Annotated in this window: 8 protein-coding genes; 2 read left to right on the forward strand and 6 right to left on the reverse strand. The window is 35.3% G+C overall.

Features of this window, described 5'->3' with window-relative positions; translation table 11 throughout:
* Positions 1-51: 51 nt before the first annotated feature.
* The 6 genes from FDM27_RS01805 to FDM27_RS01830 form a co-directional block, all read right to left on the reverse strand.
* Complete coding sequence (locus tag FDM27_RS01805; RefSeq protein WP_140484963.1) at positions 52-906, reverse strand: transketolase; 855 nt, start codon at positions 904-906, stop codon at positions 52-54.
* 182 nt (positions 907-1,088) lie between these two features.
* Complete coding sequence (locus FDM27_RS01810) at positions 1,089-2,108, reverse strand: glycoside hydrolase family 43 protein (protein WP_140484964.1); 1,020 nt, start codon at positions 2,106-2,108, stop codon at positions 1,089-1,091.
* A gap of 30 nt (positions 2,109-2,138) precedes the next feature.
* Positions 2,139-3,572 (reverse strand): MFS transporter, encoded by a 1,434-nt coding sequence (locus tag FDM27_RS01815; RefSeq protein ID WP_140484965.1) that lies wholly within the window; start codon positions 3,570-3,572, stop codon positions 2,139-2,141.
* A gap of 26 nt (positions 3,573-3,598) precedes the next feature.
* Positions 3,599-4,723 (reverse strand): endo-1,4-beta-xylanase, encoded by a 1,125-nt coding sequence (locus FDM27_RS01820; protein WP_140484966.1) that lies wholly within the window; start codon positions 4,721-4,723, stop codon positions 3,599-3,601.
* 25 nt (positions 4,724-4,748) lie between these two features.
* Entirely contained in the window at positions 4,749-7,643 is a 2,895-nt protein-coding gene (locus FDM27_RS01825) for a glycosyl hydrolase 115 family protein (protein WP_219846395.1), read from the reverse strand.
* Positions 7,644-7,666: 23 nt separating this feature from the next.
* Entirely contained in the window at positions 7,667-9,832 is a 2,166-nt protein-coding gene (locus tag FDM27_RS01830) for an alpha-glucuronidase family glycosyl hydrolase (RefSeq protein WP_140484967.1), read from the reverse strand.
* Positions 9,833-10,065: 233 nt separating this feature from the next.
* Between FDM27_RS01830 and FDM27_RS01835 the strand changes: the two genes are divergently transcribed.
* Positions 10,066-12,282: a glycoside hydrolase family 3 C-terminal domain-containing protein gene (locus tag FDM27_RS01835; protein WP_181161617.1), complete on the forward strand. Its 2,217-nt coding sequence runs from the start codon at positions 10,066-10,068 to the stop codon at positions 12,280-12,282.
* A gap of 7 nt (positions 12,283-12,289) precedes the next feature.
* Positions 12,290-14,218, forward strand: a complete 1,929-nt coding sequence (locus FDM27_RS01840; protein WP_140484968.1) for a sialate O-acetylesterase — start codon at positions 12,290-12,292, stop codon at positions 14,216-14,218.
* Position 14,219 lies beyond the last annotated feature (1 nt).

The raw sequence follows: 14,219 nt of genomic DNA on the forward strand, positions 1-14,219 counted from the left end.
TGTTATTTATTAATTTTGATATTCCTCCCCTTTGGGGAGGTTAGGAGGGGATTAGTAATCTGAATTGCCTCCAGTATTATAATTTTGTCCTAACGCGTTTTCAAGTTGAGCATCGTTAGGTGCTTTACCGTGCCAAGCATGACTGTACATCATGTAATCAACTCCATTACCCATTTCAGTATGCAATAATATACAAACTGGTTTTCCTTTACCGGTTCTTGCTTTTGCTTCAGCCATTCCTCCAATGATAGCTTCAACATCATTTCCTTTAGTGATTTCAACCACTTCCCAATCAAAAGCTTCAAATTTAGCACGAAGGCTACCCATTGCTAAAACTTCGTCAGTAGTACCGTCAATTTGTTTTCCGTTAAGGTCAACAGTTGCAATTAAGTTGTCCACACCTTTAGCAGAAGCATACATGATAGCCTCCCAGTTTTGACCTTCCTGCAATTCACCATCACCGTGAAGTGTATAAACGATATGATTGTCTTTGTTTAATTTTTTAGCTTGAGCTGCACCAATTGCTACAGACATTCCTTGACCTAGAGAACCTGATGCAATACGTACTCCTGGCAAGTTGTCATGAGTAGTTGGATGTCCTTGTAATCTTGAATTTAACAAACGGAAACTAGCCAATTCTGAAACTGGAAAATATCCGCTTCTAGCTAGAACGCTATAGAAAACTGGAGAGATATGTCCGTTTGAAAGGAAGAATAAATCTTCACCAATTCCGTCCATGTCAAAACCTTCTTTGCGGTCCATTATATTTTGATATAAGGCTACTAAAAATTCAGTACAACCTAGAGAACCTCCTGGATGACCTGAATTAACAGCGTGTACCATTCGAAGGATGTCTCTTCTTACTTGGATAATTAAATCGTTTAATTGTTGAGTGTTAGGTTTCATTTTATATTTTTATGATTAATCTCTTTATGGTTATTTTACCAAAACATTAATTTTTTTATAAATCTATGTTTGATAGCCTTCCTATCTTAGTATTATTTACTTTGAGAAATTAATACTATAAAAAAAGGTAAAACAGTAATAAACAGAAAACTGATATTTTTTTCTTTTGAAATTTTAGAAGTTTATTCTCTATATGGATCTATAGGAATTATTGTACCGTCTTCATTATACGTAATTTCAGTTACTTTAATAGATCTCAAATGAGTTACTCCTTTAGAAAGGCTGGAATCATGATAAAATAAATACCATTTTCCTTCCACTTCGCAAATAGAGTGATGTGAGGTCCATCCAATTACGGGTTTAAGAATTATTCCTTGGTAGGTAAAAGGACCGTAAGGATTATCACCGGTTGCATAGCAAATAAAATGAGTGTCACCGGTAGAGTAGGAGAAGTAATATTTTCCATTGTATTTATGTACCCATGAAGCTTCAAAAAAACGTCTTTCATTATCTCCTGCTAAAATTTCTTCGCCGTTTTCATCCAGAATTTTGATTTCTTTAGGTTCTTCGGCAAATTCCTTCATGTCATCTGTTAATAAGGCAACAATTGGTCCCAGAGCAGCTTCATCGGCTGAAGGTTCTTCGTTTTCTTCAGCATATTTGTTGTTTCTGTATTTTTGAAGTTGACCTCCCCAAATTCCGCCAAAATACATGTAATATTTACCATCTTCGTCTTCAAAAACGGCTGGATCAATAGAGTAACTTCTATTGATGGCTTCGGGTTCTGGTAAAAAAGGACCTATTGGTGAATCACTAATAGCTACTCCAATTTGGAAAATTCCATTGGCACGTTTGGCTGGGAAATACAAATAGTATTTTCCGTTTTTATGAGCAGCATCAGGAGCCCACATCTGTCTTTCTGCCCAAGGAACATCGTCTACATGCAATGCTAATCCGTTATCTACAGCTTCGGAAGTAACGCTTTCCATTGATATAACGTGATAGTCTTCCATTCCAAAATGATCTCCATTATCATTGAAAGGTATTCCTGCATCAATATCATGGGATGGGTAAATATAAATTTTACCATTAAATACATGAGCCGAAGGATCTGCGGTGTATATATTGGATACTAATGGTTGTGATATAGCTGTTTTTGCTAATTCATTAAAGTCTATATGTTTTATACTTTCTTCTGGCATTTTATTTAATTTTATTGTGATGCAAAATGATTAAGCTCTTCTTCCTTTTAAATCCGATTCTATTTGAACTTCCATTTTTTTATTGATTTCATAGAAAAACAATAGTCCAACTCCTATCATAAAAGGAATGGCAGGAAATACGCTTACTAATAATTTTATTCCGTTTATAGCCGTTGCTGATTGCTCTAATGAGTTTGGGGTATAGTTAAAATAACCCAATAATGAAGTTGTTAAGGCTCCGCCAATGCTCAATCCCGCTTTTAACCCAACCATCATTGCTGAAAATATAATAGCAGTAGCACGACGATTGTTTTTCCATTCTGAATAATCGGCAACATCAGCAATCATGGCCCAAAGAAGCGGTATGGTAATACCGTAGAAAAATCCGTGAAAAATTTGGGAAATAAACATCATGGAAACCGATTGCGGAGAGAAAAAATAAAAAGCAATAATGAATAAGGTTGAGATAAAAAGGAAAAATCCAAAAATGTCTCTTTTGCCATATTTATCGGCTAATCTTTTTGACAAAGTAATTCCAACAATCATAAAAATAATACCTCCCGCATTAAACAATCCGAAACCGGCAGAAATAGGATCTTCACCAAATTGATTCAATCCAATGGAGTTTAAAACGTCCAAAATAGGTTGGATAACAATAGCCAATTCTTGTTTATCTACATAATTTTCAAAATAATAAACATAAGCTCCACCTTTCATCGCGAGTGTGATAAATACTAAAGTGGTTAGTGATAGCATAATTAACCATGGCTTATTTTTCACTAAATCGGCTAAGTCTTCACCAACACTCGATTTTTGTTCCGGTTTAGGAATAATTCGTTCTTTGGTAGTAAAAAAAGTAATTAAAAGCATGATGGTTCCCACAATAGCTAACACAGTCATTACTTTTTCGATACCAATGGCTTTATCACCATTTCCTGCACTTTTAATGATTCCGAGCATGAAAACCTGCACGAAAAACTGAGCAAACATAACAGCAACAAAACGATAAGACGAAAGACTGTTGCGTTCTCCCATATCACCAGTGATAACACCACTTAAAGCGGAATAGGGAAGGTTGTTACCTGCATAAAATAAGAGTAGTAAAGTATAAGTTATAACAGCATAAATCACTTTGCCTTTGTATGAAAAATCAGGAGTAGTAAAAGCCAGTAAAGCGATTACTCCTAAAGGAACTGCCGTCCACAGAATCCAAGGGCGAAATTTCCCCCATTTGGAATTGGTTCTGTCAGCTATGGCGCCTATGATTGGATTAAAGATAAAAGCAGCTACTAATCCAACGCTTAACATAATTATTGACGAATCGGAAGGAGACAGACCATATATATCAGTATAAAAGTAAGCAAGATAAGTCATCAGGGTTTGGAAAACCAAGTTGGCAGCAAGGTCTCCCAAGCTGTATCCAATTTTTTCTTTTATGGATAATTTTTGTGAAATAGATGTCATTTAATTTTTTGTTTTAGTAGGTGGATTTATTTTTTTGCTTTCAAAGAGATAACGCTTTCATAGGCTTTCTTAGGTTGTAAATTCGTATCGAATAATAATGGATAATCTGTTCTTCCTTTAATAGGAAAATCGTTTAACCAGGATTGAGTATCATTAACTCCCCAAAATGTAACTCTGCTTATTTTGTCTTTGTGTTTTAAAAATAATTTAAAGATGTCGTTATAGCGTTGAGCAAGTTTAACCTGCATAGAATCGGGTAAGCTTTTAGGATAGGGATTCATTTTTTCGTTATTCTCAAATCTTTGGCTTATTTCAGCACCTTGTAATCCATAAGGGCTTGGAAGTACAGAAATATCTAATTCAGAGAAAGATACTTTTACTCCAAGAGCAGAAAAATCTAAAATAGTTTGTTCAATTTCTTCAAGAGTTGGTGTATCTAAATGCCAATGTCCTTGTTCTCCAACTCCGTCAATTTTAGCTCCGTTTTTTTGAAGATTTTTTACAAGTTCAACAGCTCCTTGTCTTTTTTTAACATTACATAGATTGTAATCATTATAATATAATTCTACTTTTGAGTCTATTGCAGCTGCTGTTTTAAAGGCATGAGTAATAAAATTTTTTCCATACGTTTTTAAAAAAACTGATTTTCTTAATGAACCATCTTCGTTAAGGGCTTCATTAACAACATCCCATGAATCGATTTTTCCTTTGTATCTTTTTACTACTGTTGTAATATGATTAGTTAGCATATTAGCCATGCTCGCACTGTCTTTTATTTTTGACATCCAAGGTGCTAATTGGCTATGCCATACCAAGGTGTGTCCATGAATAAACATTTTGTGTTTCTGTCCAAAAGCTACATATTTATCACTTACATCGAATTCAAACTTATTTTCTTCGGGTTGAAGAAACATCGATTTCATGATGTTTTCGGGAGTGATGCTGTTGAATTCTTTTGAAATTAGATTAGTCACTTTAGGATCCTTTTCTTCAATTTGATTAATATCTAAGGCTGTTCCAATATAAAAATCACCCTTGTATGCATTTTTAAGAGAATTTTTTGCTACAGATTGGCTATTGATTTTATTGTTACAACTACTTAACGCAAGTATTGCCGAGAATAAGAATAAAAAGGATTTGGTTGGTTTCATATTTTTTGATTTTTATATTTTTTGATTATTTTTTTATGTTTGAACTCTCAGAAGGACCGAGAAGAGTTGGTTTTAATTCGCTTTTTTCTGTTTCGATAATAATTTTTTGAAGTACTAAACCTTCATCCATTCGATAATAATTTAAAGTGTGATTTCCTGCTTTATCGATTTGAAATTCAGTTGTAATAACTTTGATATTGTCAGTAACATTTTTGTCCCAATTCTTGGTCACCTTTCCATTATAATCAAAAATAACAGGATCTGACGCATAGTTTACTTTAACCGGATTTCCGTTATCAAATGACAATCCGTAATACATCCCTTCTCTTGTGGAATAATGAATAGTAGGAGAAAAATGCAACTGTACTTTTATTGTTCCCGGGGTTTTCAAATGAACATTATACGATAGTTTTGGAGCATTTTCATTCAGTTCCACTCTGCCTTTTTTGATAGGCGATGAAATTACAGCTCCATCGGTTTTTCCTAAATTAGGAACTACTTTCCATTTAAAAGATTCTGGTTCGTATTTATTAGAGAAATTCACGGCATTTATAGCGATAAATCCATTGTTTTCAATAAATCCTTTTTCATCAGTAAGTTCAGTATTATTGGTTTTAATGGCAATAGCTATTTTTTTACCGGCTCCTGAAATGATTGCAGTTGCAGTATGACTTCCCTGAGGTGCTTTTTTCCAATCTATCTGCACTATGATTCTTTCCTGTTTGTCAATACTTCCTTTGCTTTTAGAAAATTTGATCCAGTTTGATTTAGATGTAATTTTAAAATCAAAAGGAGTCGTTCCTCTGTTGAAAATATCGATATAAGAAGTGTTGTTTTCAGAAGAATTAAAGCTTGGTAATACCGCTTTTTCTGTTGCGTTTGGCCACCAATTTGTTGAACCTTCAATTGCAACACCTAATTCCGCTTTAACAGGGATTTCAATAGTTGTCGTTTTGGGAATGATATTAGTCCTTGGATCTTGCCAATTGGTATATCCAATATGCGTTTGAGACATCATGTGATTCCATTTGCCATTAGCCATTGTTTTATGATAATAGGTCGAAAGTTCCGCATCTTTATCAAATAATGATTTTAGTTTTTCAGCATATTCATTGGTTGCAGCTCTTCCCTGATTAGCATATAAATTATTTTTTGCTGCGGTGACATACAATTCATTTAAATTGGCACTGGCCAGAATAGGATATAAAATCAATTGGTAAAAAGCGTCTTTGTATTCTGATTTCAGATTAGCATTGATTTCCTGGGCTTTTTTAGCCAATTTATTATAGTCTGATACTACATTTTCAGCTTCGTTGTAATGAATTAAACTGTAGCTGGAAGAATCTAAAAGTTCCGGTTTTCTATTGGCATTGTATTTAGAATACATCTTTAACAGATGGGCAATTTCTTCGGTATTTTGTCCTCCAAAATTATCCTTCGCCCATTGGAAATAATAGTCATTTAAATTGGTTTCATTCCAGTATTCCGGATTCCAGGCATAATCCAGAAAGAATTCGATAGGAAATTCAACTGGTTTTATATCGCCCACATTTACAATCCATACTTTATCCACACCATGCTCGTAAGCTAAGTGCATTTGTTCCCAGGTGCGTTCAATTTGGTTGGTATTAATCCATTTGTAACTTCTGGGACCTCCCACATAATCAAAGTGGTAGTAAATTCCGTAACCGCCTTTTCTGGGTTTTGCATCCAGAGCTGGTAATTTTCTTAAGTTCCCCCAGTTGTCGTCACAAAGCAATAAAGTAACATCATCAGGCACTTTCATTCCTTTGTCATAATACTCCTGAACTTCTTTGTATAAAGCCCAAATTTGAGGAGTTTGTTCAGCTGGTTTTTTAGTTACGGTTGTTATAATTTCACGTTGTGTTTTAACAATATTCTCCAAAAGTTCAATAGCAGTTCCTTCGGTCATAGGCTCGTCACCATCACCTCGCATACCAATAGTTACCAGCGTTTCTTTATTGCCCATTCGTTCTATTCCGTCTGTCCAGAATTTCTTTAAACTTTCCGGGTTTTTATTAAAATCCCATTCTCCATTACTATTTTTTTTCCACTCTCCATGCGCTTTCGCTAAAGGTTCGTGGTGAGAAGTTCCCATAACAATTCCGTATTCGTCAGCCAGAATTCCGTTTTGAGGATCATCGGCATAAAATTTTTCGCTCCACATGGCCGGCCACAAATAATTCCCTTTCATTCTAAGGATTAATTCAAAAACCTTATCATAGAATTTAGCATTAAATTTTCCGTAATTCTGACGAACCCAACCGGTAAGAGCTGGAGCTTCATCGTTGATAAAAATACCGCGGTATTTTACTTTTGGTTCTCCTAATGTATGAACGCCAGAAAGGACGTGTAGTTCCGATTGTTTTTTTGCCGGAACATCAGCCCAAAAATACCATGGAGTAACACCTATTTGATTAGAAAGATCATAAATTCCATAGATAGTTCCTCTTTTGTCTGAGCCTGCAATCACTAATGCTTTTTGTACTCCCTCAATAGGATTATTGACAATTTGAGTGGTGAATTTTTCCCACTTTCCTTGCAGCTTACTGGCATCAATTTTCCCTTCTCGGGCTAGTTGATCAATGATGGGACTTTTACCTAGAGTTCCAATAATAACAACGTAGTTTTCGGTACTGCTTTTATTGGTAATAGTTGGTGAAATACTAGTCACTAAACGAATGTCATTTTGAAGATGATTCACCACACGCAAAACTCCCGGGAAATCCATATCGCTTACCAATAGAGAAGCTACTTTTCCATTCGAAGCCAAAGGGAAGCTTTCTTTAGAAGCCTTATTGGTTACATATTTATCCGGGTTTATGGCATAGCCAATGTTCATTATTGAAAACAATAATAATAGCGGTAAAAATGTGTTTTTTCGAATAGTAACTTTCATTATCAAATCGGTTTTTTCTTTTATTAATTCCCTGGTGCAAATGGAAATTGTAATGATTGAAAATAGTTCAATGTTTGTGTTGGTTTTTCAACTCCTTTAGGTAATTCTTTTCCAGAGTATTGTTGAAAATACAACAGGCAGGCATCACGCCACCATTTGGCTTCTTTATGCTGAATGTTGAGCAACATTTGAACTTCTTTAAATCTTGTTTCATCAACATAGTTCTCCATTTTATTCCAGGTTGAACTCATTGATTCCACTTGATTTACACCTTCCTGGTATTTCAAAGCTAAAGAATTCCAAAGCGTTTCACCATTTTTTAATTTGTAATCCCAAGGTAAATGATGGAACCACAGCAAATCTTTTTCTGGACAAGTTGCTACATCATCAAATATTTTGGCTACTTCAGGAGCATACTGTGCCGTTGCATTGCTTCCTGTTTTAGAACGATCAAATCCGATTCCTTTGGTATCAGCTTTGTGATAATAAGTAGGATTCCATTCGGGTCTGGATAAATTACCTACCCAAGGTCCTGGACCATAATGATGACCTGTATCCATTATATGATGTAACCCCAAAGGTGTCATATAATTGACTACAGCTTCTCTGGATTCCAGCATCATTTCTTTCACAGGTTTTATAAATTTTTCTTCGTTAGAAAAAGTCATGCGCAACCAGTCTTCGGCAATAGTCTCCGAATCCTGATACGGATTCCATGCCAATCGTCCAAATCCATACCAATTCGCTTGCGCAAATGGATGTCCTGTCCAGTTAAGGTCATTCCCAATATTTGCCACACCGGCAATTCCTGTAATTTTATGTTTGTCTAAACTTCCGTCAATTATTTTAGCAACGGTGGAACTTTTTCCTTTACTATACGTATCAGATTCTAAAACTTCCTGGTATAATTTAGGCAAATAAACCAAATGAGTGCTAAAGCCTAGATATTCCTGAGTAATTTGAAATTCCATCATCAGCGGCGTTTTAGGCATGGCGCCAAACATCGGATGAAAAGGTTCTCTAGGCTGAAAGTCGATTGCTCCATTTTTTACCTGAACAATTACGTTATCTCTGAATTGTCCATCATAAGGAACAAATTCGCTATAGGCCTGTCTGGCGCGGTCGTCTGCATCATGTTCTGAATACACAAAAGCTCTCCACATTACAATTCCTCCAAACGGAGCCACTGCATCAGCAAGCATGTTAGCTCCATCCACGTGATTTCGACCGTAATTTTGTGGTCCGGGCTGACCTTCTGAATTTGCTTTTACCAAAAATCCACCAAAATCAGGAATTCGGACATAAATTTCGGCTGCTTTTTCTTTCCACCAATTTTTAACGGCAGTATCATAAGGATCAGCAGTTTTCAATCCGCCAATTTCTATGGGTGCCGAAAAACGAGCTGTTAAATAGACTTTTATTCCATAAGGGCGAAATACTTTAGCCAATGCCTCGACTTTTTCCAAATACTGTGGTGTTAATATCAAAGCATTGGCATTCACATTATTAATAACGGTGCCGTTGATCCCAATTGAAGCATTGGCACGAGCATAATCGATATAACGTTGGTCAATAAAATCAGGTAGTTTTTGCCAATTCCAAAGCGAAAAACCGGCATAACCTCTTTCGACTGTTCGGTCTAAATTATCCCAATGATTCAGTGCTCGGATATTGGTTTTTGGTGCATCAGTAATTGCTAAATTTTCAATGGACTGATTGGTTTGAAGTAATTTTAAAAAATTAAAAACGCCGTATAAAACTCCTATATCTGTTTTTGCTGTGATTAGGATATTTTTTTTGTTGTTTAATTGGATTGTTTTGATAATATATCCTTCATTATTAATCAAGTCAAACTCATTTTTTAGATTTTTAAGAATCGATTTATCTAAAACGGATTGATTGCCTAAAATCAACATGTTTCCTGTATTGGTGTTTTTTTGAAGAGCAATTTGATGACCTAATAAACCGGAAAGCCCCAATAGTAATTCTTTTGTAGCAACCTGAATTGTTTCAGAATTATTTAAGGCAAGAATTCCTTGAATTTTAGACTGATAATTTGAAGCGGTTTTAATGTCCTGCACTTTTTTGTACTGAAGCCACAATTTATAATCCTCCTGTGCAGACATATTAAATGGAGCTATCAAAAAAGATAGTTGCAATAGGATATATAGAAATAATGGCTGATTCATTTAGTATTGATTTTATATAACGATTTTTTTTAACACATCAATTGAATTTACTCTCTGTTTGAGTTATGAGTACATGTTATAATTTTTTTACAGTCTTAATCTTTGTGTCGTTTTTTATTTATATTTGCAATCGGTTGCGTAAAAGTAAAACATTGTATCATATAAAAAAAAAAAATCTCATATTTTTTTTATATTCATTGAAAAAAGACATAATAACTAACAAAAATCTACTTATGAGTGTTAATTTTAAAAAATCAGGCATGTTGTTAATGCTGTTTGTTGCTCTTCATTGTCAGAGTCAGACATTACCTTTTTATAATCCGAAATTACCGATTGATCAAAGGGTTCAGGATTTGATTTCCAGACTTACTTTAGAGGAAAAAGTAGAGCAAATGATGAATGCTACCCCGGAAATAAAGAGATTAAATATTACACCTTATGATTATTGGAATGAAGCACTTCATGGTGTGGGACGTTCGGGGACTGCTACCGTTTTTCCGCAAGCTATAGGTTTAGGAGCTACTTTTGATACCGATTTAGCACTTAGGGTTTCTAGTGCCATTTCAGACGAAGCCAGAGCAATGTATAATGTAGCAAAAACCAAAGGCTATAATAAACAATACGGAGGTCTGACTTTCTGGACTCCTAATATTAATATTTTTAGAGATCCTCGCTGGGGTCGTGGGCAGGAAACTTATGGAGAAGATCCTTTTTTGACGGCTATGATAGGTACTGAATTTGTAAAAGGATTGCAGGGGAATAATCCTAATTATTTAAAAACAGCTGCTTGTGCCAAACATTTCGCTGTGCACAGTGGTCCGGAAAAAGTAAGACACGAATTTAATGCCGAAGTTACTCCAAAAGATTTATGGGAAACCTATTTACCTGCTTTTCAGGCATTGGTAGAAGCTAAGGTTGAATCCGTAATGTGTGCTTATAACAGTACCGATGGCGAACCTTGTTGTGCTAATAAATATTTAATTACTGATGTTTTAAGGAAACAATGGGGGTTTAAAGGTCATGTGGTAACCGATTGCGGAGCTATTGATGATTTTTATGTTTCCAAAGATAAAGGAGGGCATGGGATTGTGAAAACCCAATCCGAAGCCGCTGCATTAGTTTTAAAAAGCGGGGTAAGTTTGAATTGTGGAGATTCTTATAAATCACTTCCTCAGGCTGTTAAGGATGGATTAATAACTGAAAAAGATATTGATAAACAATTGGCAATTTTGTTGCAAACCAGATTCAAACTGGGCTTGTTTGACCCTATGGGAAGTAATCCTTATGATGCTATTGCACCTGAAGTTGTTAATAGTAAAGCACATCGGGAATTAGCAAAAGAAGTGGCTCAAAAGAGTATGGTTTTGTTAAAAAACAATGGAATTTTACCATTAAAAAATGACCTTTCTAAATATTTTGTAACCGGGCCAAATGCAGCTAGTATCGAAGTGCTTTTAGGAAATTATTATGGTATAAATCCAAATATGGTCACTATTTTAGAGGGAATTACTGCTTCTATAAGTCCGGCAAGTCAGTTGCAATATCGTTTAGGGGCAATGCTGAATCAAAAATCTATAAATCCTATTAATTATGCTACAGGCAATGCAGGAGATAGTGATGTAACAATCGTAGTGTTGGGTGTTTCGAGTACTATAGAAGGAGAGGAGGGAGATTCATTAGATTCTTCCACAGCCGGAGATAGACTGGATTATAATTTGCCTCAAAATCAAATTGATTATCTCAAAGAATTAAGAAAAACAGCCGATAAAAATCCGAATGATAAAAAACCAATTGTAACTGTAATTACAGGCGGAAGTCCAATGAATCTTGCCGAAGTACAGGAGTTATCAGATGCAGTATTATTGGCTTGGTATCCGGGAGAAGAAGGAGGAACTGCTGTAGCGGATATTCTTTTTGGCAGAACTGCGCCATCAGGAAAATTACCAATAACATTTCCAAAATCCTTAAATCAATTGCCTCCATTTGAAGATTATTCGATGAAAGGAAGAACGTATCGATACATGAACGAAGATCCGATGTATCCGTTTGGTTTTGGATTAAGTTATACTACTTTTTCTTATGGTGATATAAAAGTATCTTCGGATAGAATTTCGAAAAAAGACAATCTTAGCGTTTCTGTAAAAGTGACTAATACAGGCAAAGTGAAAGCAGATGAAGTAGTACAATTGTATATTTCGGATTTGGTTGCCTCAGTAGATGTGCCTAATTTTCAGCTTGCTAATATGAAAAGAATTACTCTGGAACCCGGAGAAGTAAAAGAGGTTGAATTCACTCTGACTCCTGAAGCATTCGAAATGGTTAATAATAAAGGTAATCGGGTTATGGAAGCCGGAGATTTTAAAATTTATGCGGGAGGATCCAGTCCTATGAAAAGAAGTTTTGAATTAGGTGCGCCTAAAATGGCTGAAGTTTTAGTTACTCTAAAATAGATTGAAAATGAAAAAAATGAAATTTTTAATTCTCGTTTTGCTTTTGGCACAAACGAATACTATTCTTTCACAAATTAAACTTCCTAAATTAATTAGTGATGGGGTTGTGTTGCAAAGAAATGAAAAAGTAAAAATTTGGGGATGGGCTTCACCAAAGGAAAAAATCAAGTTGGAATTCAAATCCAAAGTGTATTTTACAGAAGCAGATCAGGAAGGAAACTGGAGTATTATTTTGCCGGCTGAAAAGGCAGGAGGACCTTACCAAATGGCTCTTAAGGCTAGTAATGAAATTGTAATCAAAGATATTCTATTTGGTGATGTTTGGATTTGCTCAGGACAGTCAAATATGGAGCTTCCTATGGAACGCCTCAAAGAAAAGTATGGAGAGGTGATTAAAAACGCAAAAAATGTCAATATCAGACATTTCTTAGTGCCTGATAAATATAACTTTCAAAAAGAGCAAACCGATTTAGAATCGGGAAATTGGGTGTCTGCCAGTCCGGAAACGGTGCTTAATTTTTCAGGCGTAGCCTATTTTTTTGCTAAAAATATTTATGAGAAACATCCGGTGCCTATTGGATTGATTAATTCAGCATTAGGAGGATCCCCTATAGAAGCCTGGTTGAGTGACACGGCACTCAAAGCTTTTCCGGAGGCTTATAGCGAAGCTCAAAAATTCAAAAACAATGGTTACATCAAAGAAATTGAAGCCGCTGATAAAAAAAGAGCAGATGAATGGCATCAATTATTAAATGCAAATGATGAAGGTGTAAAGAATAACTGGAATTTAGCAGGAACAGATGATGGAAACTGGGAGCAAATGCCTATTCCGGGATTCTGGAATCGTCAGTCTATTGGGAATGTCAATGGGGTAGTTTGGTTTAGAAAAGAAATACAAGTCCCTAAATCAATGGTAGGAAAGCCAGCCAAATTGTTTATGGGGTGCATTGTAGATCAAGATTTTGTTTATGTCAATGACGAATTAGTAGGTACTACCGGTTATCAATATCCGCCACGCAGATATACCCTAAAACCAACTGTTTTGAAAGAAGGAAAGAATGTTATTTCGATAAGAGTGATTAATAATTCCGGACAGGGAGGATTTGTGTTGGACAAACCTTATTATTTGGCGGTAGATAAAGATACTATCGATTTAAAAGGATTGTGGAAATACAAATTGGGAGCAACAATGAAGCCGTTAAGAGGAGAGACCTTTATTCGCTGGAAACCAGAAGGTTTATTTAATGCTATGATTGCTCCCTTAACTAATTTAAAAATTAAAGGGGTTTTATGGTATCAAGGCGAATCAAATTCAGGAAATCCTAAATTATATGCTAAAGCTTTACCAGCATTAATACAGGATTGGAGAACAAAATGGGGACAGGGTAATTTTCCTTTTCTTTTTGTTCAATTACCTAATTATATGGAAACTTTTTCAGAACCCAGAGAAAGCAATTGGGCGGCTTTAAGACAAGCTCAGTTAGAAACATTAAGCGTGCCTAATACAGCTATGGCAGTAACGATTGATTTGGGAGAGTGGAACGATATTCATCCTTTAAATAAAGAAGATGTGGGGAAACGCTTGTCTTTATTGGCTCGAAAATTAGCTTATGGAGAGCGTAAATTACAACCTTCAAGCCCGATGCCAAATAAGTCTGTTTTCGAAAAAGATAAAGCTATTATTTCTTTCAAAAATAGTGGAGGAGGACTAATTGTAAAAAAAGGAACTGAATTAAAATCTTTTGCTATTTCAAATGATGGCAAAAATTTTGTCTGGGCAAAGGCTAAAATAATTGGTAATAACGTAGAAGTCTGGAATGAAAAAATAAGCAATCCCACAATCGTTCGATATGCCTGGGATAATAATCCCGAGGATGCTAATTTATTTTCGAAAGAAGGATTACCAGCAACACCTTTTGAAGTGAAAAAGAAATAAT

The sequence above is a fragment of the Flavobacterium sp. GSA192 genome, from assembly GCF_006386525.1.
Lineage (GTDB): Bacteria > Bacteroidota > Bacteroidia > Flavobacteriales > Flavobacteriaceae > Flavobacterium > Flavobacterium commune.

Bases quoted from the DNA above. Each gene is read 5' to 3' on its own strand.
- FDM27_RS01835 (WP_181161617.1), top strand. From the start codon at position 10,066: ATGAGTGTTAATTTTAAAAAATCAGGCATGTTGTTAATGCTGTTTGTT.
- FDM27_RS01825 (WP_219846395.1), bottom strand. From the start codon at position 7,643: ATGAAAGTTACTATTCGAAAAAACACATTTTTACCGCTATTATTATTG.
- FDM27_RS01815 (WP_140484965.1), bottom strand. From the start codon at position 3,572: ATGACATCTATTTCACAAAAATTATCCATAAAAGAAAAAATTGGATAC.
- FDM27_RS01830 (WP_140484967.1), bottom strand. From the start codon at position 9,832: ATGAATCAGCCATTATTTCTATATATCCTATTGCAACTATCTTTTTTG.
- FDM27_RS01820 (WP_140484966.1), bottom strand. From the start codon at position 4,723: ATGAAACCAACCAAATCCTTTTTATTCTTATTCTCGGCAATACTTGCG.
- FDM27_RS01805 (WP_140484963.1), bottom strand. From the start codon at position 906: ATGAAACCTAACACTCAACAATTAAACGATTTAATTATCCAAGTAAGA.
- FDM27_RS01810 (WP_140484964.1), bottom strand. From the start codon at position 2,108: ATGCCAGAAGAAAGTATAAAACATATAGACTTTAATGAATTAGCAAAA.
- FDM27_RS01840 (WP_140484968.1), top strand. From the start codon at position 12,290: ATGAAAAAAATGAAATTTTTAATTCTCGTTTTGCTTTTGGCACAAACG.